This is a genomic window from Mycobacterium sp. JS623, from assembly GCF_000328565.1.
Taxonomy (GTDB): Bacteria; Actinomycetota; Actinomycetes; order Mycobacteriales; family Mycobacteriaceae; genus Mycobacterium.
This window is the reverse complement of sequence record NC_019966.1, coordinates 5,946,202-5,971,726: the sequence shown is the minus strand read 5'-3', so window position 1 is coordinate 5,971,726 and position 25,525 is coordinate 5,946,202. Positions and strand designations below refer to the sequence as shown.

At 65.0% G+C, this 25,525-nt stretch carries 29 protein-coding genes and 1 tRNA gene; 13 read left to right on the top strand and 17 right to left on the bottom strand.

What is annotated here, in order from left to right; all coding sequences use genetic code 11:
• Window positions 1-1,299, bottom strand: coding sequence for a glycerophosphoryl diester phosphodiesterase membrane domain-containing protein (locus MYCSM_RS28980; protein ID WP_015309742.1), 1,299 nt, complete (start codon window positions 1,297-1,299; stop codon window positions 1-3).
• 103 nt (window positions 1,300-1,402) lie between these two features.
• Between MYCSM_RS28980 and MYCSM_RS28975 the strand changes: the two genes are divergently transcribed.
• The 3 genes from MYCSM_RS28975 to MYCSM_RS37910 are packed head-to-tail and all read left to right on the top strand — an operon-like array spanning window position 1,403 to window position 3,056.
• Window positions 1,403-1,867 (top strand): GatB/YqeY domain-containing protein, encoded by a 465-nt coding sequence (locus MYCSM_RS28975; RefSeq protein WP_041315225.1) that lies wholly within the window; start codon window positions 1,403-1,405, stop codon window positions 1,865-1,867.
• 36 nt (window positions 1,868-1,903) lie between these two features.
• The gene (locus tag MYCSM_RS28970; protein WP_015309740.1) at window positions 1,904-2,890 is read left to right on the top strand and encodes an LLM class F420-dependent oxidoreductase; all 987 of its coding nucleotides are present in this window, start codon (window positions 1,904-1,906) and stop codon (window positions 2,888-2,890) included.
• A gap of 13 nt (window positions 2,891-2,903) precedes the next feature.
• The gene (locus tag MYCSM_RS37910; RefSeq protein ID WP_015309739.1) at window positions 2,904-3,056 is read left to right on the top strand and encodes a hypothetical protein; all 153 of its coding nucleotides are present in this window, start codon (window positions 2,904-2,906) and stop codon (window positions 3,054-3,056) included.
• Here the strand turns inward: MYCSM_RS37910 and MYCSM_RS28965 are convergent.
• Window positions 3,053-3,727 (bottom strand): hypothetical protein, encoded by a 675-nt coding sequence (locus tag MYCSM_RS28965; RefSeq protein ID WP_015309738.1) that lies wholly within the window; start codon window positions 3,725-3,727, stop codon window positions 3,053-3,055. The two genes, MYCSM_RS37910 and MYCSM_RS28965, sit on opposite strands and share 4 nt — an antisense overlap.
• Window positions 3,728-3,797: 70 nt before the next feature.
• Between MYCSM_RS28965 and MYCSM_RS28960 the strand changes: the two genes are divergently transcribed.
• Entirely contained in the window at window positions 3,798-4,538 is a 741-nt protein-coding gene (locus MYCSM_RS28960; protein ID WP_015309737.1) for a HemK2/MTQ2 family protein methyltransferase, read from the top strand.
• The gene (locus MYCSM_RS28955; RefSeq protein ID WP_015309736.1) at window positions 4,535-4,750 is read left to right on the top strand and encodes a CDGSH iron-sulfur domain-containing protein; all 216 of its coding nucleotides are present in this window, start codon (window positions 4,535-4,537) and stop codon (window positions 4,748-4,750) included. The genes MYCSM_RS28960 and MYCSM_RS28955 overlap by 4 nt, the downstream gene beginning before the upstream one ends.
• Here the strand turns inward: MYCSM_RS28955 and MYCSM_RS28950 are convergent.
• The 9 genes from MYCSM_RS28950 to ponA2 all read right to left on the bottom strand — a co-directional run bounded on the left by MYCSM_RS28950 (window position 4,742) and on the right by ponA2 (window position 14,991).
• Window positions 4,742-5,749 carry an iron-containing redox enzyme family protein gene (locus MYCSM_RS28950; RefSeq protein ID WP_015309735.1) on the bottom strand — a complete coding sequence of 336 codons (1,008 nt, stop codon included), beginning with the start codon at window positions 5,747-5,749 and terminating at the stop codon, window positions 4,742-4,744. The two genes, MYCSM_RS28955 and MYCSM_RS28950, sit on opposite strands and share 9 nt — an antisense overlap.
• Before the next feature lie 35 nt (window positions 5,750-5,784).
• On the bottom strand, window positions 5,785-6,153 hold the full coding sequence (locus tag MYCSM_RS28945) for a hypothetical protein (RefSeq protein ID WP_015309734.1): 369 nt from the start codon (window positions 6,151-6,153) through the stop codon (window positions 5,785-5,787).
• A 196-nt stretch (window positions 6,154-6,349) separates the two neighbouring features.
• Window positions 6,350-6,481 (bottom strand): hypothetical protein, encoded by a 132-nt coding sequence (locus MYCSM_RS38770; RefSeq protein ID WP_257720720.1) that lies wholly within the window; start codon window positions 6,479-6,481, stop codon window positions 6,350-6,352.
• Window positions 6,482-6,758: 277 nt separating this feature from the next.
• Window positions 6,759-8,102, bottom strand: a complete 1,344-nt coding sequence (locus MYCSM_RS28935) for a DUF1214 domain-containing protein (protein WP_015309732.1) — start codon at window positions 8,100-8,102, stop codon at window positions 6,759-6,761.
• 17 nt (window positions 8,103-8,119) lie between these two features.
• On the bottom strand, window positions 8,120-9,568 hold the full coding sequence (locus tag MYCSM_RS28930) for a DUF1254 domain-containing protein (protein ID WP_015309731.1): 1,449 nt from the start codon (window positions 9,566-9,568) through the stop codon (window positions 8,120-8,122).
• 444 nt (window positions 9,569-10,012) lie between these two features.
• A tRNA-Pro gene (locus MYCSM_RS28925) sits at window positions 10,013-10,086 on the bottom strand.
• A gap of 307 nt (window positions 10,087-10,393) precedes the next feature.
• Window positions 10,394-11,500 carry a PLP-dependent cysteine synthase family protein gene (locus MYCSM_RS28920; protein WP_015309730.1) on the bottom strand — a complete coding sequence of 369 codons (1,107 nt, stop codon included), beginning with the start codon at window positions 11,498-11,500 and terminating at the stop codon, window positions 10,394-10,396.
• Window positions 11,497-12,453, bottom strand: coding sequence for a metallophosphoesterase (locus MYCSM_RS28915; RefSeq protein ID WP_015309729.1), 957 nt, complete (start codon window positions 12,451-12,453; stop codon window positions 11,497-11,499). Before MYCSM_RS28915 ends, MYCSM_RS28920 begins: the two co-directional genes overlap by 4 nt.
• Before the next feature lie 75 nt (window positions 12,454-12,528).
• Window positions 12,529-14,991: a transglycosylase/D,D-transpeptidase PonA2 gene (ponA2, locus tag MYCSM_RS28910; RefSeq protein ID WP_015309728.1), complete on the bottom strand. Its 2,463-nt coding sequence runs from the start codon at window positions 14,989-14,991 to the stop codon at window positions 12,529-12,531.
• 291 nt (window positions 14,992-15,282) lie between these two features.
• Here ponA2 and MYCSM_RS28905 point away from each other — a divergent pair, with 291 nt between their 5' ends.
• Window positions 15,283-15,639, top strand: coding sequence for a WhiB family transcriptional regulator (locus MYCSM_RS28905; protein ID WP_041315214.1), 357 nt, complete (start codon window positions 15,283-15,285; stop codon window positions 15,637-15,639).
• Here the strand turns inward: MYCSM_RS28905 and MYCSM_RS28900 are convergent.
• Both MYCSM_RS28900 and MYCSM_RS28895 read right to left on the bottom strand, forming a co-directional pair.
• Window positions 15,636-16,778, bottom strand: a complete 1,143-nt coding sequence (locus tag MYCSM_RS28900; RefSeq protein WP_015309726.1) for an ArsA family ATPase — start codon at window positions 16,776-16,778, stop codon at window positions 15,636-15,638. The two genes, MYCSM_RS28905 and MYCSM_RS28900, sit on opposite strands and share 4 nt — an antisense overlap.
• A gap of 22 nt (window positions 16,779-16,800) precedes the next feature.
• Window positions 16,801-17,820: an ArsA-related P-loop ATPase gene (locus MYCSM_RS28895; RefSeq protein WP_015309725.1), complete on the bottom strand. Its 1,020-nt coding sequence runs from the start codon at window positions 17,818-17,820 to the stop codon at window positions 16,801-16,803.
• A 48-nt stretch (window positions 17,821-17,868) separates the two neighbouring features.
• Here MYCSM_RS28895 and MYCSM_RS36795 point away from each other — a divergent pair, with 48 nt between their 5' ends.
• Genes MYCSM_RS36795 through MYCSM_RS28885 form a run of 3 tightly spaced genes read left to right on the top strand, consistent with a single transcriptional unit; the run spans window position 17,869 to window position 19,284 of the window.
• Complete coding sequence (locus tag MYCSM_RS36795; protein WP_014817956.1) at window positions 17,869-18,030, top strand: DUF4177 domain-containing protein; 162 nt, start codon at window positions 17,869-17,871, stop codon at window positions 18,028-18,030.
• On the top strand, window positions 18,027-18,485 hold the full coding sequence (locus MYCSM_RS28890; RefSeq protein ID WP_015309723.1) for a RidA family protein: 459 nt from the start codon (window positions 18,027-18,029) through the stop codon (window positions 18,483-18,485). The genes MYCSM_RS36795 and MYCSM_RS28890 overlap by 4 nt, the downstream gene beginning before the upstream one ends.
• Window positions 18,486-18,507: 22 nt before the next feature.
• Window positions 18,508-19,284: an MBL fold metallo-hydrolase gene (locus tag MYCSM_RS28885; protein ID WP_015309722.1), complete on the top strand. Its 777-nt coding sequence runs from the start codon at window positions 18,508-18,510 to the stop codon at window positions 19,282-19,284.
• A 72-nt stretch (window positions 19,285-19,356) separates the two neighbouring features.
• On the opposite strand, the gene crp is transcribed toward MYCSM_RS28885, so the two are convergent.
• Window positions 19,357-20,031: a cAMP-activated global transcriptional regulator CRP gene (crp, locus tag MYCSM_RS28880; protein ID WP_041312815.1), complete on the bottom strand. Its 675-nt coding sequence runs from the start codon at window positions 20,029-20,031 to the stop codon at window positions 19,357-19,359.
• Between the two features lie 128 nt (window positions 20,032-20,159).
• Window positions 20,160-20,492 carry a hypothetical protein gene (locus MYCSM_RS28875; protein ID WP_015309720.1) on the bottom strand — a complete coding sequence of 111 codons (333 nt, stop codon included), beginning with the start codon at window positions 20,490-20,492 and terminating at the stop codon, window positions 20,160-20,162.
• Between the two features lie 246 nt (window positions 20,493-20,738).
• Here MYCSM_RS28875 and nth point away from each other — a divergent pair, with 246 nt between their 5' ends.
• From nth to marP, 4 genes are read left to right on the top strand one after another with little or no spacing between them, the layout of a single operon-like run.
• The gene (nth, locus tag MYCSM_RS28870) at window positions 20,739-21,419 is read left to right on the top strand and encodes an endonuclease III (protein WP_041312813.1); all 681 of its coding nucleotides are present in this window, start codon (window positions 20,739-20,741) and stop codon (window positions 21,417-21,419) included.
• Between the two features lie 10 nt (window positions 21,420-21,429).
• Window positions 21,430-22,077 (top strand): TlpA family protein disulfide reductase, encoded by a 648-nt coding sequence (locus tag MYCSM_RS28865; RefSeq protein WP_015309718.1) that lies wholly within the window; start codon window positions 21,430-21,432, stop codon window positions 22,075-22,077.
• Window positions 22,074-22,865, top strand: a complete 792-nt coding sequence (locus tag MYCSM_RS28860) for an NUDIX hydrolase (RefSeq protein ID WP_015309717.1) — start codon at window positions 22,074-22,076, stop codon at window positions 22,863-22,865. The genes MYCSM_RS28865 and MYCSM_RS28860 overlap by 4 nt, the downstream gene beginning before the upstream one ends.
• Window positions 22,862-24,052, top strand: a complete 1,191-nt coding sequence (marP, locus tag MYCSM_RS28855; RefSeq protein ID WP_015309716.1) for an acid resistance serine protease MarP — start codon at window positions 22,862-22,864, stop codon at window positions 24,050-24,052. Before MYCSM_RS28860 ends, marP begins: the two co-directional genes overlap by 4 nt.
• On the opposite strand, the gene MYCSM_RS28850 is transcribed toward marP, so the two are convergent.
• Both MYCSM_RS28850 and MYCSM_RS28845 read right to left on the bottom strand, forming a co-directional pair.
• Window positions 24,049-24,999 carry an alpha/beta fold hydrolase gene (locus MYCSM_RS28850; protein ID WP_015309715.1) on the bottom strand — a complete coding sequence of 317 codons (951 nt, stop codon included), beginning with the start codon at window positions 24,997-24,999 and terminating at the stop codon, window positions 24,049-24,051. The genes marP and MYCSM_RS28850 overlap by 4 nt on opposite strands.
• Window positions 24,999-25,508, bottom strand: a complete 510-nt coding sequence (locus MYCSM_RS28845) for a phage holin family protein (RefSeq protein WP_015309714.1) — start codon at window positions 25,506-25,508, stop codon at window positions 24,999-25,001. The genes MYCSM_RS28850 and MYCSM_RS28845 overlap by 1 nt, the downstream gene beginning before the upstream one ends.
• Between the last annotated feature and the right edge of the window lie 17 nt (window positions 25,509-25,525).

Here is a 25,525-nt window from a genome sequence, read left to right as displayed (position 1 = left end):
TCAGGGTTGGCGGGTCAGCCAGAGGTGGTCGGTGGAATCAGCAGGGGCGCCTGGCCCGAACCAAGCGCCCGTTTGCAGCACCATGTCAAACGCCTCGGAGCGGATGCGGCGGTCGGTGTAGAGCAGCACGACAACGCCTGCGGCGAACGGCGAGGTGATGATCTGACCAATCGCGCTGCCAACGGACAGCAGCACCAGCGCGAAGAGAAGCGTCATCGTCGAAGGCGCTGCGGTGAGCAGAACTTGGCCGCCGAGGCTGAACGGCACGGACACCGCCCCTGCGACCACCGAAACCACGATGGTGGCGAGCAACCAGATGCCGAAAACCCGCCAGAAGTCGTTGCGCACCAACTTGAATGAACGCGAGATGGCGGGGAAAATTCGGAGCCGCTCCAGCACGATGAGCGACGGCGTAAAGGTCAGCATGGTGACCAGGTAAACCACGGCGCAGAACAGCGCGACCACCAACGGCACCCCCACGACAGCGGCCGCGGTCCCGTTGGCCGCCACCGCGACCCCGGCGATGATGAGCCCGACCACCGTAACCAACACAGCGGCGCCGAGTAACTGCAGCGCCGTGAAGCCGATCAACGCCCACAGCCGTGGCCGCAGCCGCTGCCACGCCTCCTTGACAGTGATGCTGGCGCCGAAGACGGCACGTCCCACCACGACGGTGAGCATGCCGCTCAACAAGATGGACGACAGCCAGGTGGCGACGACGCCTGCGAGGCTGGACGCCGACGAACCGAGCAGCAGCCCGGTCGATACTTCCTGGCCGCTGAGCGTCGGATCGAGCCGGCCCGCGACGGCGAACGGGCCGACCGATAAGACGAGTGCAAGCAACTGTGCGGCAACCACGACCACGGTCGTCAACCCCAGCGTCGCTTTGGGATTGGCCCGGACGTAGGCCACCGCCCCGTTGAAGATGTCCGACAGCGTCAACGGCCGCAACGGAATCACGCCGGGCTTGAGGGCCAGCGGTACGCCGTACCCGGGTGGCGGATAGCCCGGTGGTGGATAGCCGAGTGGTTGATGACCCGGTGGTGGATAGCCCGGTGGCGGATAACCCGCAGCGGGGTAGCCACCCTGGGCGCCGTAACCCGGGGGCGGGCCACCGTAGCCCGGTGGCGGCGCGTAACCCGGCGGCGGATATCCGGGCGGGGGGTAGCCGCCCGGCGGTGGATAGCCCTGATAGGGGGCAGACGGAGCACCCAGGTAGCCCGGCGGCGGATAACCGCGGGGCGGATAGCCGGGCGTCGGCGGACCTGCTGTTGGGTATCCGCCGGCGTAGTTGCTCATGGTCCCCATCCTGTCGATGACATTGCGAATTGACAACGTCGTCGACGGCGCGCCGCTGGGAAGCCACACCGTCAGACCGACCCTGCGGCGTAGCGTTTGCGTCATGGCGGAACTCAAAGATCGGCTGCGCGCCGACCTGACCGCGGCGATGAAGTCGCAGGACAAGCTGCGCACCGCGACATTGCGGTTGGTGCTGGCGGCAATACAGACCGAAGAGGTCTCAGGGCACGCGCCGCGTGAGTTATCCGACACCGATGTGATCAAAGTTCTGCAGCGCGAAGCGAAAAAGCGCGGTGAGTCCGCCGAGATCTACACCCAGAACGGGCGCGGCGAACTGGCGGCCAACGAGCACGCCGAGGCACGCATCATCGACGAGTACCTGCCGACGCAGCTCACGGAGGCCGAGGTGGCCGACGTCGTTGACACCGCGATCGCACAGGTTGCCGAGGACATCGGGGAGCGGCCCGGCATGCGGCAGATGGGCCAGGTGATGAAGGCCGCGACCGCGATTGCCGCGGGCAAGGCCGATGGCAAGCGCCTGTCGGAGGCGGTCAAGGACAGGCTGTAGTCGTTTCACGATTGGGCGCTCGGGTACCCGAATGCCATGACGCGTTTTGGCTACACCCTGATGACAGAACAGAGCGGACCTAAAGAGCTTGTCCGTTATGCCGTTTCGGCGGAACGCGCAGGCTTCGACTTCGAGGTGTCCAGCGACCACTACTTCCCTTGGCTGGCATCGCAAGGCCACGCACCGTACGCGTGGCCGGTGCTCGGTGCCGTCGCCCAGGCGACCGAACAGGTCGAGCTGTTCACCTATGTCACGTGCCCGACGATGCGGTATCACCCCGCAGTCGTCGCGCAAAAAGCGGCGACACTTCAGATCCTCGCCGACGGAAGGTTCACGCTGGGGCTCGGCAGCGGCGAGAACCTCAACGAACATGTGGTTGGCGGGCGCTGGCCGACGGTGTCGCGGCGCCAGCAGATGCTCAAAGAGGCGATCCAGATCATTCGCGAGTTGTTCACCGGCGAGCTGATCGATTGGAAAGGTGAATACTTCGAGGTGGACTCGGCGCGGCTCTGGGATGTGCCCGAGACTCCCGTCGCGATCGCCACGGCCGTGTCGGGCGAGCGGTCGGTCGACATGTTCGCGCCGCTGTCCGACCATCTGATTGCCGTCGAGCCGAACAAGGACCTCGTCGATGCATGGCACGATGCGCGCCGGGCGACCGGACTCGCTGGTGAGGTAAGGGTGATCGGACAGATCCCGATCTGCTGGGACCCCGACCGCGACACGGCCGTGGCGCGCGCCCACGATCAGTTCCGCTGGTTCGGTGGCGGCTGGGCGGTCAACGCCGATCTGCCGACGACGGCGGGCTTCGAGGGCGCTACCCAATTCGTGCGGCCGGAGGATGTCGCCGAATCCATCCCCTGCGGACCGGATCTCGACGCGATCGTCGACGCGGTACGCAAGTACTGGGAGGCCGGGTTTACCGACATCGCGCTTGTGCAGATCGGCGACGACAGCCAGGAGCTGTTCCTGAAAGAAGCGGCGGGCTCACTGCTGGAGAAGCTGCGCGCCGAATCTCATTGAGAGGAAACGACAGATGCCACGCGGTAAGGGGATTTACGACGACGAAGACGCCGACGAGCCAAAGGGCGGCCGTCCCGGTCCGAAAGACGAAGGCCGCGAAGGCGGTATGGCGACTCGCGAGAACGCCCCTGATGTCGCCGAGACCGATGCGGAACCCACCGCCTAGTTGGCTTCTCTGCCTTCTCGACTGCGGCGGTATGCCGCGCGGCGGAAATCGGCCAGCCAGCCGGGCACCAAGCTGACGTCTTCGTCGCTGTGCAATACCGGGTCGAATGCGATGTCGTCATTGCTCGGATCCAGGTTACGAAGCTTCAACCGGGCCAGCGGTTGAAAGTGCCCAGTGCCGTGAGCCTGGTCGATATCGAAATGTATTCCGCCGGAATCGATTTGGTTCCTGATCGTGTCCAATGACAAGCCCGGTTCATCGATCTTGGTGACGAGTCGAGCGCGCACCCACCACGTGCCGTCGCGGAATCGAAGCGGCATCAGGCTGGAGAAGGTGGTGCTTGACCACGACCTTGACGGAGCGAGAATGAAGCGGCTGTTGGCGATTGTCGATGCCAGCAGGACATCCCAGGGCATGCACGAACGTAGATCCTGCGGCGGAGGGATACGAAACGCCAAGCCGGCGATGTCGGCCACGGCGCCGGGTAAGCCGATGCCCTTCGAAACCCGCCCGATGACATCGCAGGACTGCATTGGCAGCCCCTCGTCTGGCGGCGCTACCCGCTCGAGGAGGCCTTCGGCGAGGACACCATGCGGATGAAACAGTCGGCTATGGCGGAGGGCGGCCCCCAGCCGAGCCGGCAACGCCGCGACGTCAGAAGCTTGCACCATCCAGGGGTGCCCCCAACGCCGCTTTACAAAACCAATGCCAGTGGTTTAACGCTCCTAATAGCGGGCATTAATGACGGCAGTGCTGGACGCACAAGCAAACACTGTCGAAAGGCCGATGTTGACAAGGGCATACACCGACCTGGATTTCCCAGCCGTGACCGAGGGTGTGTACACACCGCAAGCGGACTCCCAACTGCTGATCGACGTGATGGAGAAGACCGCTCTCGCGCGCGGTCACCGCGTCGCCGACCTGTGCACGGGCAGTGGCGTCGCCGCGATCGCCGCATACGAGCAGGGGGCGACCGAAGTCACGGCTTTCGACATCTGCCCACACGCCGTGCACTGCGCGCGGATTAACTCCGCTGCCGCCGGGTTCGATGTCGCGGTGCACCTCGGCTCATGGGCGCGCGCGATCGAGTTCGGCCCCTATGACTTGATCGTCTGCAATCCGCCGTATGTGCCGCATGATCCAAGCGTCGATGGCGCGCGGTTGCCATCGGATATCGGGTCCCCCGCGGCGTGGGATGCCGGATACGACGGCCGCCTGGTGCTGGATCCGCTGTGCGCAACCGTGAACGAAATGCTCGCCAACGGCGGCACATTGCTGTTGGTACAGTCCGAGTTCGCGGGGCCGCGTGAGACGCTGGCGCAGTTGGCCAGCACTGGGCTTGACGCCGAAGTCATTGCGTGGCAATGGATTCCCTTCGGTCCAGTGTTGTCCTCGCGGGCGCACTGGCTCGAGGAGACGGGTCGGCTCGAGCCGGGCCGCCGTGAAGAAGAGCTGTTGGTGATCAGGGCGGACAAGGCATGAGCGATGATGAGGCCCGCATCGTGCGGGTGGTGCCCGCAGGCCCAGTGATGGTACAGGGTCCGGTGCGGATCGAGATGCCCGACGGCAGCTTCGTGGAATCCGACCGGTTCATGGTCGCGATCTGTACATGCCGCCGTAGCAAGAGCTTTCCGCTGTGCGACACCAGCCACCGCTGCCGTCAGCGCCCGGAGCGGTCAGAGCGGTCAGCGTAGCGATGAGCGGCCCGACTTCCAGCACGCCATCACATGTGCGGCGAGCCGGTCTTCCACCACGTCGCGCGCTTTGATGCCGAAAACCACGTCGTGGTCCAGATGTGGTTCGCGCGCAACGAGATCCCCGACCACATCGGTGCGCACCACCTGTTCGTGGACGGCATCGGCGACGATGTGTTCGCGGTAAAAACTGATACACGGCTCCGGCGCGCCCATCCGCTCCAGCGCGTCGACGAGACGTCGGGAACCAGGCGACGAGGTGATCTCCGTCGACGCGAAGTGCCCGATGGCGGCGCCGCGCAGCTCGCGGTGCAGACCAAACAGCGACATCAGGTTGACCGACGCCAGCGCATCGGCAGGGACGGCGTCGAGATAGGCGAGGTAGGTCGAGTCCAGGCCAGCGGCGTCCATCAAATCGGCGAAAAGCTGCTGATGCACCAAAGGCCCACGGCCACCGCCGTATTCGTCGAATTCGACTGCGACGAAGGACGCCTTGGCCTGGCCGATCAAGCGCGGGATCGCGAACGCGTGCGGATCGGCTTCCTTGAGGTGATACAGCGAGCGCTGCACGAAGTACTCCCGCATCTGGTCCCATGTACCGGTGTCACGCAGGTAATACGAGGGACCCTCGCCGTCCACCGGTTCAATCGACAACGCGTCCATCGCGTCGGCGGCGGTTTCATCTTCGGGGATCTCACCGACGTCCTGGCGGACCGCGCTCAGAAACGTGTCCTCGAGTCGGCCACGGACGTGCAGCAGTCCGGGATTCCACTCCCAGCGAGGGTTGACTCCGTCGAAGCCGCGGTAGTGCAGTTCGTAGCAGACATAGAGGGCCAACTGCAGATCGAGGCCGTACGGGTCGGCCTCACAAAGCGGAACGTCGATCGGACGGGCGTGAAGCGCCGGCCTGCCGCGCGCGAGAGTGTCGATGATGGCCGAGGAAAGAGGGCCGACGGCGCGGGGCAGTTTCGGTTCGACTGATGTCGACGGCAAAGTCACGCCGCATGTAATTCCCCACCAAAGGGGCCGTCAAACTACTTCGGAGCGCACTCCGCGATGAGCGCCTCCGGGTCGGTCACGCTGACGTCGAGTGTGCGCAGTGTGACCGGCACACCCATTACATGGGCTCGGGCCGGCGGGTCGAAAGTCAGCTGCACGATGCCCTTGGACGAGCCGTTCACAAGCCATCGGCCGCGAAAGCCGTGGGCGCCCCACGCATACACCCGGTCCGTGTTTGGTTTCGCACCTTTGATTGAGGTCAGCGGGATTTCTGCGCGAAACCCCCAGCCGAAGCGGACACGCAGCGAACCATCTGCCACCCGCACCTCACTCTGCTTGGGCCCCAGACCAAAAGGTACGGACAATGGCAGGAACCAGGGCTCGTACCGCAAATCCGTCGTCACGATCGCGAGCCTAATGTCGTGGCGGTTTGTTTAGTTCTAGAGTTCGTTGGGAAGTCGGCTTCCAACGTTGTCGAGTCGCAGGGGGACCCGTCATGGTCGGCACACTGATCGCCATCTATCTCATCGGTTGGTTACCGGTGAGCTTTGCGGCGTATGTAGCGGCCAACCGTCTTGCAGATCGTAGAGCTTCGGCAGATCAGCCGTCGATGATCGTCGTCAGCTTGGCCGCCGGCGCAATCTGGCCGTTGTTGGTCGTCGGGCTCGTCGAGCTGAGTTCGGTGATGGTGTTGACCAAGGTTCCGTCGAAGCCCAGGAAGAGCGTCGGCATTTTCGCGTAGCCGCGGTCACATCGCCTCGGCCGAACAAGCAAGCTTGCTCGCCTCTCGGCTCAGTCGGGGTGGCGGGATTCGAACCCACGACCTCTTCGTCCCGAACGACGTCACCAGCTCGTTTGGCGACGATGATGGCGCTGGGGCTGTTTGAACCGCCAGGTCGCGCCGTTTCTTTTGCTGAAGACATACGGGGTGTCGTCGAAACTACTGCGGACTGGCTGGCGGACCAAGAGAGATTGATCCGGCGGCGAGTTGTCCCGTTGCGCCGATGGCTCATGCGGGTGCGACATCGGGCAGTGTCCACGTCTTGTCGAGCAAGGGTTTACCGGGTCCGTAGAAACGGAAGAGGACCTCGAATTGTTCGTCGGGTTTGGTGGGGACCCAGTTGGTTTGTTGGTCGATGAGCGGTTTTGGACCGAAATTCAGGTCGACGGAGCCGTCGGCCTTGGTGTGCAGATCGGGCGTGTTTGATGATCGGCTGGCCCAAGGCATGTCTCGGATGAGCGTGTGGGTGGCGCGGTCATAGGCGGTGGCTGACCAGTACAAGTGCACGGGCACGTTGGCGGGGACGTTGAGCCGGTAGGTCGCTGCTCCATCAAGCGCGTCACCGTTGCGGTCTTTGATTGTCATCAGGTAGAACTGGCCGCTTCCCAGGTGCTTGGCACTAAAGAAGCCGATGGAGTAGGCGATTCCGCGTTCGTCGACGGGATAGGAGTCCGGGTTGGCGTAGCCCGTCGTGGTGGCCTCGACGAGTTCTGCTGACACCGGCAGCGCCCAGTGGGCGTAGTCGTAGAACGGTGGTGTGAATGCGGCCTCGTATTGCATATCGAGCCAGTCGTGTGCTTCTTGGGCGGCGTCGGACAGTGTCGCGCGTGTGTCGGCGTCGGGGTTGAAGGTTTTGCCCTTCTGGATGCCGATTGTCTTGAGCACGTTGATCATTGCTTTGTCTCGGGTGAGCCACGGCTCGGCCTGCACCCTGCGGTTGAGGGCATCGAAGAACGTCGCGTCATAGGGGATTGTGGCGTCGAACATCACGTCGGCGGCGTCGATGAAGGTCGTCGGCGGCGGCTTGTCGGCCTGTCCCAGCGGATAGAGTTTGACTCGCTTGCCGTAGGCGACGGCGCGAGCCAGGTCGTCGTCGCTGCCGCTGGTGAGGTTGGAGCGCAGCAAAGCGAAGGTGGCGCAGGTGTTCGCCGGCAGGCCGAGATAGCCGTCAGGGATCTGGCCCTGGTAGTTCGGCGGCAGGATAAGGTACTTGCCGCCCGCGCCGGCATCGACCCCGGCAGGGCCGAAATCCTCGATCGCGCACTGCCAGGCATCGTCAATAGACCCGGTGATCGAACCTTCATCGGCTGGCGGTATTTCGAGCACGATCGGCCCGTCGGTGGTGTCGATAAACGGCATTAGATAGATCGTGTCCGGGTTGGGAGTCAGGGTCTGATTTCTCCAGTCCAGTAGCCGCGACCAGTACACGATCTGGTTCGACCCGCCGTGGGCGTCGCGCACCAATGCTTGATACATCGCGTCATAGTTCACCGCCGGCATCCCCCAGATGACGGCCTCGACGGCGCGGCGATGAAGCGTGCGCTCTTGCAATTGGACAGGTGTGACCTCCACGGACGTACCTCCCCGACTTATCCTCGTGCGTCGACGTTGCCGGGCGCGCCATTTACGAGTTCGATGTCCCCCGGTTTCCAGGTCTGGTCGAAGAACGGCTCAAGTGGCCCATAGAAGCGGAAGAGCGTGAACCAGCCCTTTCCGGTCACCGTTTGAATCCAATTGGACTCGGTGTATGTCGGGATGTGCGGGCCGAAGTGCACATCGATTGAGCCGTCGGCGTTTAAATGCGCGTTGGTGTAGGTGCTCACCGACGGGAAGCGTTGGTCACTGCGAAGAAGGGATCTGCTGTCTGCGTCGTAGGCCACCACTGACCAGAAGTTCTTGGCGGGGATATTGGCCGGGATGTGCAGACGGTAGGTGCTGCCACCGTCAAGGAATGCGCCGCTGGCGTCCCGAGGGGTCCATAGATACTGCGACCCCGCGCCGACATGTTTATCAACCATGGCTGGGGACATGCCGATCGCGATATAGGCGAACCCGGCGCGCCTGTCGGTGTTCACGTACCCCTGGGAGTCCCAGGTGGCGCTGTCGCCGATGAACGCCCATTCCCAGCGTCGATCGGGGTAGACCAGCCGCGCCTCGTCGTCGGAGGCAAAGCTGTTGGCGCGGGCCACCGCCGACGCGAACCGGGCGGCGTCGTCGAGCACCTTCCGACGTGCGGCGTCGGGTTCGAATGGCTTACCTTTCTCGATGCCAATGGCGGCTAGTTGGAAACGTTCGTGCTCGGCGATGAGGTCGGACGGTTCACGCTCGATCAGTGCGGCCAGGTCGTCGAAATACTTAGCGGTGTCGTCGAATACCGTGACGATTTCCTGGCCCGAGCCGTTGACGAACATGGTTTCCGGCGGGTTGTCCGACGCCGTCAGCGGATAGATTCTGATCTGTTTCATCAGGGCTACGGCCTCATCGGGCTTGGCGTCGACTTGGAACCCGCGCAGGCCCAGCACAACGCCGTAGCTCGGCGATTGGGCGATGAAGTAGCCGTCAGGAACCTCTCCGTCGTAATCGGGCGGCAGCGCTAAAAACTTGCCGCCGTTACCCCGGTCGATGCCGGTGACGCCGATGTCGACGATGGTGTGCTGCGTGAGGTCGCCGAGGGTGCCGAGCATTGTTGGCGGCACCTCCACGACGACTGGCCCGTCGCGCATAAGATCGACGGCGGCCAGCGCGTACACGGTCTCGGTGTTACCGGTCAACAGCAGGGTGACCGAGTCCATTAACGTCTCCCAGATGACGACCTGGTTCGGCATCCCCGAACCGGCGCTGGCGACCCCGGTCCAGACGCAGTAGTCCGACACCGAAGGCATCTGCACCAGATATGCCTCTACGGCCCGGTTGAAAACCAAAGTGTTTTTGAGGCGCTGAGCCGCGTCCCCGACGGGATAACTGTTGGCGAACTCAAAGTCACCCAACCTAGTCGCGACGGTCTCCGTGCCGATCCAGCCGTGGGAGTTCTCAGTCATGGGCTCCGCCTCTCTTAGTCGGCGTGCGCCTATCCTGCAACCTTTGGTGGGCCTGTCGTGCTGGTTCGACTGTTTCGATTTCGCCGTCTGATCGTCGGCTGTTTTGGCTGGTCTGAGCTGCACCGCGCAGGACGAAGTCAATAGCCTGCTCGTTTAGACGACCTGCGTTGACATCAAGCCGCAAGTATCCCATCGACAATTAAGCGGGACGTATCGGCGACGTTCGCGGACCATGAACTGATCTCGGCGTACCAGGTTCCGCCGCGCCCGTCGCCCTCGTCAGCAGGCAGACCTCTTCCCGGATGACCTCGAACTCGTTTCCGCCGCGCTCGATAAGGCGCGGGAGGCCGCTCTGGGATGTACTGCGGACCAACTGCGGACTGAGACAGAAAAAGACCCCGACCAGAACCGCTGGTCAGAGCCTGTGATCTGCAACGACGCGAGTCGGGGTGGCGGGATTCGAACCCACGACCTCTTCGTCCCGAACGAAGCGCGCTACCAAGCTGCGCCACACCCCGCGTGAAGCCACGACAGCGTATCGCACGCGCACCCGGTGAAGCCAAACGGCTTACGCGCCCATTTCTGCATGCGGGGTGCGATTTAGCTACGGCAACGGCCGTGTGCAAGTCAGCGTTAGCAAGATCACGACACGCCGCGGGATGGAAGTCACTTGTCGGTGGCGTTATGCACACTAACGGCAGTAACCGCAGAATCGAGGCACGAAATGACTGGGCTTGGAGCTTCGATCTACCTGGGATTCTTCGCCCTGGCCGCGTTGTGGCTGTTTCTGACCTCCGACGGGCCGCTCACCGGCGGATCCGACGATCAGGGCCAGCGGCCCGACCGCTCGAATTCCACCAGCACCTCGGCCGATGTCGAGGGATCGAGTCCCTGGCTGGTCAGCCACTCATCGCAGAAGTAGGTGTCCGCATAGCGGTCGCCGCTGTCGGCGAGCAGCGTCACCACCGAGCCATTGCGCCCTTTCGCGATCATCTCGGCCAGCAGGCCGAATGCCCCCCACAGATTCGTCCCCGTTGATGGACCCACCCGTCGGCCAAGCACCGCACTGACGTGCCGTGCCGCGGCGACCGACGCGGCGTCGGGTACGGCCACCATCCGGTCCACCACGTCGGGCAGAAACGACGGCTCAACCCGCGGCCGGCCGATGCCCTCAATCCGTGACGACATCCCGGTCACCACATCGTGACGACCCTGCGCATAAGACGGGAAGAACGCGGAGTTCTCCGGGTCCACAACGCACAACCGCGTCGCGTAGCGCCGATACCGGATGTAGCGGCCGATGGTGGCGCTGGTGCCGCCGGTGCCCGCACCGACAACCACCCAGTCCGGTATCGGATGGGCCTCGTCACGCATCTGTTCGAAGATCGACTCGGCGATGTTGTTGTTACCGCGCCAGTCGGTTGCACGTTCGGCATTGGTGAACTGGTCGAGGTAGTGGCCGCCGGTTTCCTCGGCCAGCCGTTCCGCCTCCGCGTACACCTGCGACGCCTCGGCGACGAAATGGCAACGGCCGCCTTGCGATTCGATCAGCGCGATCTTCGTGGCACTGGTCGATGACGTCATCACCGCGATGAACGGCAGGCCCAGCAGCGCCGCGAAGTAGGCCTCCGAAACCGCCGTCGAACCCGATGATGCCTCGATGACCGTGGTGCCTTCACCGATCCAGCCGTTGCACAACCCATAGAGAAACAACGACCGCGCCAACCGGTGCTTGAGGCTGCCAGTGATGTGGGTGGTCTCGTCCTTGAGGTAGAGCTGAATGTCGCAGCCGTCGCACCATGCCGCAGGCAACGGATACCGCAGCAGATGAGTGTCGGCGCTGCGCCGCGCGTCAGCCTCGATCAGCCGAACTGCGTTGTCCACCCACGAGCGTGGCTGGCTTCGAACGGCCGTCGCGGCCTTTTCGGTCACTGCACCGAAACGCTCGGGTGGGACTCCGCCTTAGTTCCTGCATCTCGACCGCCGATCGGCGCCGCCACCAGCGTCAGCAGCGTGGCCTCTGGCCTGCAGCAGAACCGCACCGGATAGTAGGGCGACGTGCCGATGCCCGCCGAGACGTGCAGCTGTGTGTGGGCGCCCCACCGCGATGCGCCCTTCGCCCGCGACCGGTCGAGATCGCAATTGGTGACGATGGCGCCGTAGAACGGCAGGCACAGCTGGCCGCCGTGGGTGTGGCCGGCCATCACCAGCTGGTAGCCGTCGGCGGCGAAGCGGTCCAGCACCCGCGGCTCGGGGGAGTGGGTCAGCCCAAGCCTCAGGTCCGCGGCCGGGCTGGCCGGGCCTGCGATGGTGTCGTAGCGATCCCGCGACAGGTGCGGATCGTCGACGCCGGCCACGGCGATCCGCAGGCCGGCAACCTCGAGCTCGCGCTTGGTGTGCGTCATGTCCAGCCAGCCACGCTCGGTGAAGGCCGCCCGCAGGTCCTGCCACGGCAGCGGCTCGCCGTGGATGCGGTGGGTGGGCTTGGTCAGGTAATTCGCGGGGTTCTTCGGCCGCGGTCCGAAGTAGTCGTTGCTGCCGAATACGAAGACACCCGGCGCGGAGAGCAGATCGCCCATCGCCTGAACGACGCTGGGCACCGCCTTCGGGTGGGCCAGGTTGTCACCGGTGTTGACGACCAGATCGGGCTCCCAGCGGGCCAGGTCACGCAACCAGGCCTGCTTGCGCCGCTGCTTTGGCCGCATGTGGATATCGCTGATGTGCAGCACCTTCAGCGGCGACGACCCCGGCGACAGCACCGGCATGGTGACCTCGCGCACGACGAACGCGTTGCGCTCGATCAGCGACGCATAGCCGATCCCCGCTACGACCGAACCGAAGGTCACGGCTGCAGTGTTCTTCAGGATCGACGAACGGGCGGGCATGTTGAGAGCCTACTGCCAGTTACTGGCAGGCACCGACTTCACACCCGCGCCGCGTGGTCAATTGCACACCCTTGATCACGGCGGGGGCGGCGCCGGTGGCGGTGGTCCGAGCACCGGAACGGTGATCGGCGGCAGACCCGGGATCTCGACGACCGTCGAGCCGATTTCCGGCGGCATGCCAGGCATGCCGGGAATCGCGCCAGGCGGCGGAGGAGGCGGTGGCGGCGGGATGCCGTTGGAAATCTGGATCGTGATGATCGAGCCCGGCACTGTCTGCCCGGCCGGCGAGGTCCCGACGACTGCGCCGTAGGGCGCGCTGCTGTTGACCGGAGTCGCCTGATCGGCGACCTGGAAGCCCGCTTCCTTCAGCCGCATGCGTGCGGTGTCCTGGTTCATGCCTGCCACGCTGGGCACTTTGGAGCCCGGCGCGCCGTCGACATAGCGCGGGTCAGTGGGCGGCAATGCGACGGGCCCGTAGTTGTTGGCGATCGGCTTCATCGCGGTGAACCAGGTGCGCGCCGGCTCGTTGCCGCCGTACAGGTTCCCAGAACCGCACTGCCGCAACGGGAACGAACACAGATCGCCTGGCGTGGTCGAGTCGTCGTAGATGTAGTTCGCGGCCGCGTAGTAGGGCGTGAAGCCGACGAAGGCCGATGACCGGTGCGCCTCGGTGGTGCCGGTCTTGCCCGACATCGGCAGATTCCACCCGGCTGAACCGGCGGCCGCGGCGGCGGTGCCGCCGGTGTCGTCCTTGCTCATCGCGTTGGCCAGCGTGTTGGCCAGCCCCTCGGGCACCACCTGCTCACACGTTTCGGTCGTGACGGCGACGTCCTTCCCGGTGCGGTCGATGACTTTGTCGATCGGGTTGGGTGGGCACCAGGTGCCACCCGATGCCAGTGTCGCCGCGACGTTCGACAGCTCGAGGGCGTTGACCTCGATCGGGCCCAGCGTGAACGAGCCGAGGTTTTGGCGCTTGACGAAATCGGCGAGGCTTTCGTTGCTCTGCGGGTCGTAGTCGCGTGCCGTCCCGGGCAAGGCGTAGGACCGCATGCCCAGCTTGACCGCCATGTCGACGGTGCGCTGCACGCCGATTTGAGAGATCAGCTTCGCAAACGCAGTGTTGGGCGACTGAGCCAGAGCATCCGTGACGCTCATCTGACCGCGGTAATTCCCATCGTTCTGCACGCACCAGGTCGCAGCTGGGCAGCCCTTGGCGCCGCCGGAGCCCAGGCCCTTGGCCTCGAACCGGGCCGGGGCGTCGAGCTGCGCGTTGATGCCCATGCCCATATCCAGCGCGGCGGCCGTCGTGAAGATCTTGAACACCGAGCCCGCGCCGTCGCCAACCAGTGAAAACGGCTGCGGCTGCATGGTTTCCCCGGTTTCGGTGTTCAGCCCGTAGGTGCGGTTGCTGGCCATCGCCAGCACCGGATGCGACTGTTTACCCGGCTTGATCACGCTCATCACGCTGGCGACCCCGTCGAGGTCAGGCGCCGCGAAGCTGTCGATCGCCGACTTCACCGGGGTCTGCACGTCGGGATCAAGCGTGGTCTTGATCATGTAGCCGCCCTTGGCGACCTGCTCCTTGCTGATGCCCGCGCGGGCGAGGTACTCGAGTACGTAGTCGCAGAAGAACGCGCGATCGCCCGCGGCAATGCAGCCGCGGGGCAGCTCGTTGGGCTGCGGCAGGACCCCCAGCGGCTGCTCCTTGGCCGCGCGCAGCTCGTCGGCGTGTTCGGGAAGATTGTCGATCATGGTGTCCAGCACCAGGTTTCGACGCGCCAGCGCACCGTCTGGGTTGGTGTACGGGTTCAGCGTGCTCGTCGACTGCACCATGCCGGCAAGTAGCGCGGCCTGCTGCCAGTTCAGTTCCGAGGCGTTGACGCCGAAATACGTCTGGGCTGCGTCCTGGATGCCGTATGAGCCGTTACCGAACGACACCAGATTGAGGTAGCGGGTCAGGATCTCCGGCTTGGTGAACGTCTTGTCCAACGTCAGCGCCATCCGGATCTCGCGCAGCTTGCGGGCGGGAGTTGTCTCGATGGCGGCCCGCTTCTCGGCGTCGGTCTGCGCGATGACCAGCAGTTGGTAGTTCTTCACATATTGCTGTTCCAGCGTCGAGCCGCCGCGGGTGTCCAGGTTTCCGGTCAGATAGCCCGACAGCCCGGTGAGCGTGCCCTGCCAGTCGACACCGTTGTGTTCTGCAAACCGCTTGTCCTCGATCGAGACGATCGCGAGCTTCATGGTGTTTGCGATCTGGTCGCTGGGCACCTCGAACCGGCGCTGAGAGTAGAGCCACGCGATGACGTTGCCTTTTGCGTCGACCATCGTCGACACCTGCGGCACTTCACCTTCGACGAGCTGGGCGGAACCATTGGCCACGACGTCGGAGGCGCGGTTGGAGAGCAACCCGAAACCACCGACCACAGGAAACATCAGCCCGGCGACGACCACGCTTGCCAAAAGACAGCACCAGGCGAGCTTGATGACCGTAACCGTGACGGGCACAGTAGGCGGTCTGGTCGGCGGCTGCTCCGGCATGCGTACAGAGTAGCGACGCTAAAAATGGCAGTTCATGTCGGTCGATTGCCGGATTCGCTGGGCCCGCAGACCTCCCTTTGCGTCAATTTTGCCGTCTGACGGCACGGTCGTCCCAAAAAAGTGCCTCCCAGACTGTTGCCAAGAACGCCCCTGACCACCTAAGTTGAGCTAACAGTGCGATGCAGGTCACACTCGACCCTCGCAATGTGGCGTAGATCGCATCAGCGTTCTACACCGGAGGACTACGCCGTCGCTGTGCTAGCTCGGCGGCTTGGAACGAAGGGAACGCTGGTGTCAGGTACGAGGCCCGCAGCGCGGAGGACAACCCCGACCATGTCAGCACAGAGCATTGTCCACGGCGCGGAGGCCGAGGCCCGTATTGCCTGGGTATCCCAGGCTCGATGCCGCCAGGCTGATCCCGATGAGCTTTTCGTCCGCGGTGCCGCACAGCGCAAGGCCGCAGTCATCTGCCGACACTGCCCGGTGATCCTCGAATGCGGTGCCGATGCACTCGATAACCGCGTCGAATTCGGTGTCTGGGGCGGCATGACCGAACGGCAGCGCCGCGCCCTACTCAAGCAGCACCCCGAGGTCGTTTCCTGGGCTGAGTTCTTCGCTGCCCAGCGCAAGCACCGCAGCGCCGTCTAGGCCGTCTCAGTAACTGCCTTCGCCTCGCCGGTGATCTGATCGGCGATGGCCCTCAGCGCTTCCAGATCCGACACGTCGAACGGCAGCGACGGCACGCCCACAATCGCCACGTGCGGGTTGGCGCCGGTGAAGCGCGACAGCAGCCGGATCTCGCGCTTGGCCGTCATCGCGCGGTCGGCGTGAATTCGGAGCACCGCGGCCGCCAACGCGTCGGGATCCGCCTTTTCGAGATCCTCGGCCGCTTCCTCTGCTTTTTCGGCGTGCAATTCGGTCAGCATCGGATGGGTGCGGTTGAGTATCAACCCGGCCAGCGGCATGTGTTCCTGCGAGAGCCGGTCGATGAAGAACGACGCCTCCCGCAGGGCATCGGGCTCGGCGGCCGACACCACAACGAATTGCGTGCCGCGCCGCTTGAGCAGCTCGTAGGTGCGGTCGGCCTTCTCCCGGAAACCGCCGAACGTCGCGTCCAGTGACTGCACGAAAGACGCTGCGTCGGAAAGCATTTGCGACCCGAGGACCGTGGACAACGCACGCATGGCCAGTCCCATCGCGCCGGTCACCAGCTTGCCGATGCCGCGCCCAGGGCCAAGCAGCAGCTTCCAGAGCCGGCTATCCATGAATCCGCCCAGGCGCTTTGGGGCGTCGAGGAAGTCCAGGGCGTTACGGGACGGGGGAGTGTCGACGACGACGAGGTCCCACTTGTCTTGGGCGAGAAGCTGACCCAGCTTCTCCATGGCCATGTACTCCTGCGTGCCCGCAAGTGAGGTGGCCACTGTCTGATAGAACTGGTTGTCCAAAATCTCCTGGGCGCGATCGGGTCCGGAGTACTGGATCACCATCTCATCGAACGTGCGGCGCATATCGAGCATCATGGCGTGCAACTCGCCGGTTACCTCGGGGGCAAGCGGCACTCGCTGCGGGGTGTTGCCGAGATCCTTGATGCCCAGCGCCTGCGCCAGTCGCCGTGCGGGGTCGATAGTCAGCACGACGACGGTGCGGCCGTATTCGGCTGCGCGCATTGCCATTGCGGCCGCGGTGGTGGTCTTGCCGACGCCGCCTGCGCCGCAGCACACCACGACGCGGTTGGAGGTGTCGGTCAGAATCGAGCCCATGTCGAGGGCTGGCGGTGTTGTGCTCATCGACTTCCTCTCAATAGTCCGCTCAGCGGACGCCCTGGTGGGCAAGCGCTTCGGCGAGCTCGTAGAGGCTGCCGAGGTCGACGCCGTCGGGGATCTGCGGCAGCTCCAGCCGCGCCACATCGAGGGCGTCGAGCTGCTCGGCGCTTTCGGCGCGCGCCGTAATCCGCGTCGCGTGCTGAATCGTCTCGGTCAGCAGACCGGCAAACTCGCTGTCGGACAAGGTGATTCCGGCGTCTTTCAGTCCGGTGCGAACAGCGTCGGCGTCGATGTCTCCCTCGGCGGCCTTCGCAAGATCGTCGGCGGCCAGATAGGCCGGGATGTTGCGGTTGACGATCACACTGCCGATCGGCAGCTCCATCTCTCGCAGTTCCTCGATGGCCTCCAGCGTCTCCTGGATGGGCAGCGCCTCCAGCAAGGTGACCAGGTGGATCGCGGTGAGGTCGGAGTGCAGCACCTTGACCACGCTTTCGGCCTGGGAGTGCACGGGCCCACCCCTGGCGAGATCCGACACCGCCTTGGTGACGTCGAGGAATCGGGCGATACGGCCCGTCGGCGGGGAGTCGACCACGATCGCGTCGTAGACGGGCTGCTTACCCTTCTCGGCGCGGGTGACGATCTCGCGGATCTTGCCGGTGAGCAGCACGTCACGCAGGCCAGGTGCGATGGTCGTCGCGAACTCGACCGCGCCGATCCGGCGCATCGCACGCCCGGCAAGGCCGAGGTTGTAGAACATGTCGAGATATTCCAGGAAGGCTGCCTCGGTGTCGATGGCGAGCGCATTGACGGCGCCGCCGCCGTCGGCAGTGGCGATCTTGACCTCTGCATAGGGCAGCGGTGGCACGTCGAACAGCTGCGCAATGCCTTGGCGCCCTTCGACTTCCACCAACAGCACCTTGCGGCCGCCTGCCGCCAGCGCCAGCGCCAGAGACGCCGCGATCGTCGACTTGCCGGTGCCGCCCTTGCCGGTGACGAAGTGCAGCCGCGCCTTTGTCAGGCGAGACGGCCAGCCGACCGGTCTACCGCTGTTCGCTGAGGTAGCCACACCTGCATGCTAGCTGTGCCTGATTGGCCGCCCGATAAGCTCAGCCACATGAGCGAACCGACCCGTTGGGAATACGCCACCGTCCCGCTGCTGACGCACGCGACGAAGCAGATCCTCGACCAGTGGGGTGAGGACGGCTGGGAACTGGTGTCGGTACTGCCGGGGCCGACGGGCGAGCAGCATGTGGCGTATCTGAAGCGTCCGAAATGACGAGCGCGTCCGAACGGCTCGCCGAGCTCGGCATCGAGCTGCCCGACGTTGTCCCGCCGCTGGCCGCATATGTGCCTGCGGTGCGCACCGGCGACCTCGTCTACACCGCTGGCCAACTGCCGCTGCTGGGCGGAAAGCTGCCGCAGACCGGCAAGGTCGGCGCGGAGGTAACCCCGGAGGATGGCAAGGCGTTGGCACGCACATGCGCCCTCAACGCGTTGGCGGCCGTGCATTCGCTGGTCGGCATCGACAGTGTGACGCGAGTCGTGAAGGTCGTCGGGTTCGTCGCATCCGCGCCCGGATTCCACGGCCAGCCGGGCGTCATCAACGGGGCCTCGCAGCTGCTCGGTGAGGTGTTCGGCGATGCAGGTGGCCACGCCCGCTCCGCGGTGGGGGTGTCGGAGCTGCCGTTGGATGCGCCCGTCGAGGTCGAGATCATCGTCGAGGTCGCGTGAGCGACGATCCGGCAGAGGTTTCGTGACGCTGGAGCATCCCGCGTACGGGTTGCTGCGTCCGGTCACCGACACCGCGTCGGTGCTGCTGTGCAACAACCCTGGCCTGATGACGCTTGATGGCACCAACACCTGGGTGTTGCACGGGCCGGGCAGCGACGAGATGGTCGTCGTCGACCCGGGGCCCGATGACGATGAGCACATCGCGAAGATCGCCGAACTCGGCAAGATCCCGCTGGTGCTGATCAGCCACAAGCACGAGGACCACACCGGGGCCATCGACAAGATCGTCGACCGCACCGGCGCGGTGGTCCGCAGCGTCGGCAGCGGCTTTCTGCGTGGCCTCGGTGGCCCGTTGGTCGAGGGTGAGGTCATCGACGCGGCGGGGTTGCGCATCACGGTGATGGCGACGCCCGGCCACACCGCCGACTCGGTGTCGTTTCTGCTCGACGATGCGGTGCTGACCGCCGACACGGTCCTCGGCCGCGGCACCACCGTTATCGACAATGAAGACGGCAGCCTCGGCGACTACCTGGAGTCGCTGCGCCGGCTGCACGGTCTTGGCCAGCGCACGGTGCTGCCCGGCCATGGCCCCGACCTCGACGACCTGGAAGCCGTCAGCGCCATGTATTTGGCGCACCGCGAGGAACGACTCGACCAGGTGCGCGGTGCGTTGCGTGCACTCGGCGACGACGCCACCGCGCGCCAGATCGTCGAGCACGTCTATACCGACGTCGACAAAAAGCTATGGGACGCAGCCGAATGGAGCGTCCAAGCGCAACTGGACTACCTGCGTGCCTGATCGCCCAAACTCACGTTTGGGCGGATTTGTGCCGAGTAAAACTCGCCATTTCGTCGATCTGGGCGAAACGGACTAGCGGGCGCGCCGTGCCAGCCGTTCGGAGTCGGAGATCAACACGCTCTTGCCCTCCAAGCGAATCCAGCCGCGGTGGGCGAAATCGGCGAGCGCCTTGTTGACCGTCTCTCGGGACGCACCGACCAACTGTGCGATCTCTTCCTGCGTTAGGTCGTGCGTCACGCGCAGCGCCCCGCCCTCTTGCGTGCCGAACCGCTGCGCCAACTGCAGCAGTTGCTTGGCGACGCGGCCCGGCACGTCGGTGAAGATCAGGTCGGCCAGGTTGTTGTTGGTGCGACGGAGCCGGCGGGCCAGCACTCGCAGCAATTGCTCGGCGATCTCAGGGCGATCGGCGATCCACGCACGCAGCGCGTCGCGGTCCATCGACACCGCGCGCACCTCGGTGATGGTTGTCGCGCTCGACGTCCGCGGACCCGGGTCGAAGATCGAGAGCTCGCCGAACATGTCTGACGGACCCATGATCGTGAGCAGATTCTCGCGACCATCGGGCGAGCGACGGCCGATCTTGACCTTTCCCGAAATGATGATGAACAGCCGATCGCCGGGCTCCCCCTCGGCGAACACGGTGTGTCCGCGGGGGAAGTCGACGGGCTGCAATTGCTTGGTCAGCGCGGAAACGGCGCTGGGTTCGACCCCCTGGAAGATTCCGGCCCTCGCCAGGATCTCGTCCACGTTGCCCCTCTTAAGCTGTTGGGTGATATGACATGCGCCAGCCGACCTCTTACTGGTTAGCGAGATCAGTCTAGAGGTACGCCACGCCGGCATTGTCGGCATTCGGCCTCCAGTGCGACTAGCCCACGCTACACACGATTGGCATGTCGAGTCGGCTGAAATTCAGGATTGGCTCGATGATGCATGACCAGCCGATTTGGCAAACTTGACATCTCACGAGCAGCCGACGCAGGGGCCGGTGGCCAATCATGTTCGCCCAACCGCTTATGCAGGCCGTCCAGCGCGCTGCCCATGCCTTCCCGCGCCAGCGTGTTGACGTCATCAGCCTCGGCTTGGTCGAGAAACTCGGCTACGTCGGCGGCCGAGACGGCGTCGTTGGAAAGGCTCGATTCGAGCCGCTGCAACCCGAATGTTGCCAGCATCAGCAACGCCGGAATAAACGCTGCGAGCAACCAAGACACAAGGGTGAAGTAAACACGCCTAAGGTCTCAGCGGGATCACGAAATGTCACCGGTCCGCACCACGGGCGATGAGCGCTTGCGCGAAGAGCGTCGAGGCCGGCCGGACTTCCTATCAGTAGGCTGGCATTCGTGACCGTTGGGCAGACTTCAGCCGATAAGACCGCAGCCACCAAGCAACCTCGGCGCCCGTCGGCACGCAAGTGGGACAACGAAACCCGCGTCGGTCTTGTCCGCCGGGCTCGCCGGATGAATCGCACACTGGCACAAGCATTTCCGCATGTTTACTGCGAACTCGACTTCACCAACCCGCTGGAACTGACGGTCGCGACCATACTGTCAGCCCAGAGCACCGACAAGCGCGTGAACCTCACCACGCCCGCGCTGTTCAAGCGCTACCGGACGGCGTTCGATTACGCGCAGGCCGACCGCACCGAACTCGAAGAGCTCATCCGGCCTACTGGTTTCTATCGCAACAAGACCAACTCGTTGATGCGGCTCGGTCAGGAGCTGGTTGAGCGATTCGACGGCATCGTGCCCAACACCCTGGAGGATCTGGTGACGTTGCCTGGCGTCGGCCGTAAGACCGCCAACGTGATTCTCGGCAACGCCTTCGACATCCCGGGCATCACCGTCGACACCCATTTCGGTCGGCTGGTGCGGCGGTGGCGCTGGACCGCAGAAGAGGACCCGGTCAAGGTCGAGCACGCGGTCGGCGAGCTGATCGAGCGCCAGGAGTGGACGCTGCTGAGCCATCGGGTGATCTTCCACGGCCGCCGCGTCTGCCATGCGCGCAAGCCCGCGTGCGGCGTGTGCGTGCTGGCCAAGGACTGCCCGTCCTTCGGCGCAGGCCCCACCGACCCGCTGATCGCCGCTCCGCTGGTCAAGGGTCCGGAGACCGAGCACCTGCTGGCGATGGCCGGCCTCTAACCTGCTGTAAATGAGCACGTCGACCCGGTGGACCGTCGCGGTGATGGTCGTCGTGGTGGCGCTGGGCGTCGCGTTGTGGAGACAGCTGGGCGACGACCGTTCGCCGACGGGGTCGATCGGGCCGGGCCAGCCGCGCGACCGTCGCGACGCCGATACCGCCCAAGCGCTCGCAGGCCCACGTGCCCGCGCCGACCTGGCCGCGTGCCCGGCGCCGGGGACAGGCCAAGGGCCCGAGCCGTTGCGCGGCATCACCCTCGAGTGCGTAGGCGATGGTGCGAGCGTCGACGTGGCCAAGGCTGTCGCAGGCCGCACGACGGTCCTCAATTTGTGGGCTTACTGGTGTGCGCCGTGTGCGCAGGAACTACCCGCGATGGCCGAGTTCCAACGCCGCGTTGGACCCAACGTCACTGTGCTGACAGTGCACCAGGACGAGAACGAGGAAGCGGCATTGCTGCGGCTGGCCGAACTCGGGGTCCGGTTGCCGACACTGCAGGACGGGCGCAGGTTGGTCGCCGCGGCGCTGCGGGTGCCGAACGTGATGCCAGCGACCGTGGTGCTGCGCTCGGACGGTAGCGTTGCCGAAGTCCTGCCGAGGTCCTTCGCCAGCGCCGACGAGATCGCCGCGGCGGTAGAGCCGAAGATTGGAGAGCCGGGGTGAGCTGGGGCAGCGGAGCGGGAGAGCCGACTCCCCTCAACCCTCAGGCCGCCCCGTCCTGGCTGAAGCCGCTGACCGACAACTGCGACCACGTGAAGCGGGCATATCGCAGGCGCGTGCCTGCGGAGGTGCTGGCGCTGGTCACCGCGGCCAACGCGAAGGCCGCGATCACCGGCGAGAAGCGCGACGCCGCGGTGCTTGTGCTGTTCTCCGGCCCGCCGGAATCTCCGACTGGTGGCCTGCCCGACGACGCCGATCTACTGGTCACCGTGCGTGCCTCCACGCTGCGTCACCACGCAGGTCAGGCCGCGTTCCCCGGCGGGGCCGCCGACCCCGGCGACGCCGGCCCGGTGGACACCGCGTTGCGCGAAGCCAACGAGGAAACCGGCATCGACACGAGCCTGCTGCAGCCGCTGTGCACACTCGAGCGGATGTTCATCCCGCCATCGGGGTTCCACGTTGTGCCGGTTCTGGCATATTCACAGGATCCCGGTCCGGTCGCGGTGGTCAACGAATCAGAAACCGCGATCGTTGCGCAGGTTCCGGTGCGGGCGTTCATCAACCCCGAGAACCGAATCATGGTGTACCGCAAGGAAAATACTCGCCGATTCGCGGGTCCGGCCTTCCTGCTCAACGACATGCTGGTGTGGGGTTTCACCGGTCAGGTCATCTCGGCGATGCTCGATGTGGCGGGCTGGGCCAAGCCGTGGAACACCGACGATGTTCGAGAACTCGACGATGCAATGGCGCTCGTCGGGCACGAGGACAGCTACGGTGATGCACAACAATGACATCGTCACAGTGGCTTGACCTCGCCGTGCTCGCGATCGCGTTCGTCGCTGCCATCTCGGGATGGCGCTCGGGCGCGCTTGGCTCTCTGCTGTCGTTCGTCGGCGTCGTCCTCGGCGCGGTCGCAGGCGTGCTGCTGGCGCCGCACATCGTCACCCACATCAGCGGCCCGCGCACCAAGCTGTTCGTCACGCTGTTCCTGATCCTCGCGTTGGTGGTGATCGGCGAGATCGCGGGCGTAGTGCTGGGCCGTGCGGTACGCGGTGCGCTGCGCAATCGCACGCTGCGCACCTTCGACTCGATCATCGGCGTCGGACTGCAGCTGATCGCGGTGCTCGTAGCGGCATGGATGCTCGCGACACCGCTGACGTCGTCGGACCAACCGAACCTGGCTGCCGCTGTGCGCGGATCGAAGGTGCTCGCGCAAGTCGATGAGGTGGCCCCCAGCTGGCTGAAGTCCGTGCCGACGCGGTTGTCGGCGCTGCTGGACACCTCCGGTCTGCCCGATGTGCTCTCCGAGTACGGCCGCACCCCGATCATTGCCGTCGACGCTCCCGACGCGGCGCTGGCCAACGACGCGGTGGTGAACGCTGCGCGGCCGAGCGTCGTAAAGATCCGCGGTGTGGCACCCAGCTGTCAAAAAGTCTTGGAGGGCACCGGTTTCGTCGTCGGACCCAACCGCGTGATGTCCAACGCGCACGTGGTCGCCGGCTCCGACAGTGTCACGGTCGAGGTCGACGGGCAGACCTATGACGCCAGCGTGGTCTCGTATGACCCCGAGGCCGACATTTCGATACTCGACGTGCCGAGCCTGCAGTCAGCACCCCTGCAGTTCGCCCAGGGCGCGGCACCGACTGGCACCGACGCGATCGTGATGGGCTACCCCGGCGGTGGTGATTTCGTCGCAACTCCCGCCCGCGTGCGCGAGATCATCGAGCTCAACGGTCCGAACATCTACCGCACCACCACGGTGACCCGCGAGGTGTACACGATCAGAGGCACTGTGCGGCAAGGAAATTCGGGTGGGCCGATGCTGGACCGCAGCGGTAAGGTGCTTGGTGTGGTGTTCGGCGCCGCCGTCGACGATGCCGAGACCGGCTTCGTGCTGACCGCCAAGGAAGTCTCCCGCCAGATGGCGAAGATCGGCAACACGCAGCAGGTTCCGACCGGCACCTGCGTCGGCGGCTAGTTGTACACCTGCGCCAAGTATCGTGACAGCTGCTCGTTGACCGCCTCTGGCGCTTCCTCATGGCCGAAATGCCCTGCGCCCGCGATAGATACGTAGCGGCCGTGCGGGGCGTAGTGCTGGGTGCGGTACACCGGGTCGGCGAGCACGTAGGGATCAGCGTCCCCGCGAAGGTGCAGCACCGGCACCGCAAGCGGGCGTTTCATCGAGCGCATGAACCGTCTACCCTCGCCGCGCAACTGGCTGCGCACCGCCCACCGCTGATACTCCAGCGCCGAATGCGCGGCCGACGGAATCTGAATGGCCCGCCGCATGTGTCTTATCGTCTCGGAAAAGTCTTCTGAGGCAAGCCATTTGTCGCTGGCGCGGCTGCGCACCAGGCGCTCGAGCTCCTCGGCGTCATGGCGGGTCAACGACCGCTCCGGCCAGATCGGAACTTGATAGCGCAGCATCGACGGCATCAGCGCCTTGCCCTGGTCCCGCCGGGTCAGTGCGGAGGCCCGCAGCGCAACGGGATGCGGTGAGCTCACCACGGCAATCGCGCGCACCATCCGTGGATGCAGCACAGACGTCGCCCAGCACACCAGCCCCCCATCTGCATGCCCCACCAGCGTCGCCGACTTGTGGCCGAGTGCGCGGACCAGGCCCGCGGTGTCGCCCGCGAGCGTCCACCCGTCGTATCCGCGGGGTGGTTTGTCGCTGCCGCCGTAGCCACGCAGGTCAACCGCGACCACCCTGGCGCCGGACAGGCCGCGCAGTTGATGCCGCCATGACCACCAGAAGGACCCGAAGCCGTGCAGCAGGATGACCAGCGGGCGATCGGTGACTGACGTTGAGGATGCTTTGGCCGACTCCGCTTCCACGACGTGAAAGCGAATCCCGTTGGCGTGCACCTCCAGATGACGCCAGGGACCGTCGATGCGCACCACCGACGGGTCGGGTGGGGCCACTACCAGCCCGACGGGTCGGTCGCTGCAGGTTTCCCGTCACCGTTGGGCGACGACGTCAACGCTTTGTCATGTCCCGGGGTGAGCGCCTCGCGGGTTTCCTTCACCGACTCGATGGTCTGCTGTGGACCGCGGATGCGCCGCACCTTGAGATAACCGAACAACGCGAGGACGCCAGTGACGACGAGCATCAGAGCGAACACGATCAGGAACGCGACCCACCGCCACAGCCAGGTGTCCAGCAACTCCGCGAGAAAAAAGAAGAAAAAGAACGTGGAATAGAACAGCACCACGAGCGCCAGGATGAAGAACACGCTGCCGGTGAGGCCCTTTTTGACGTCTCGGGTGATCTCGGCCTTGGCGAGTTCGACCTCCGCCCGCACCAGCGTCGACACCTGGGCCGTCGCATCCTTGACGAGGTCGCCGATGGACGGGTTGTCCTTGGGCGCATGCGGGTCGACCAGCGGTATCGAGGTCACAGTCGTCGGCACGCCATCCCTGCGATCACTCACGGAACATTTCCTCCCCG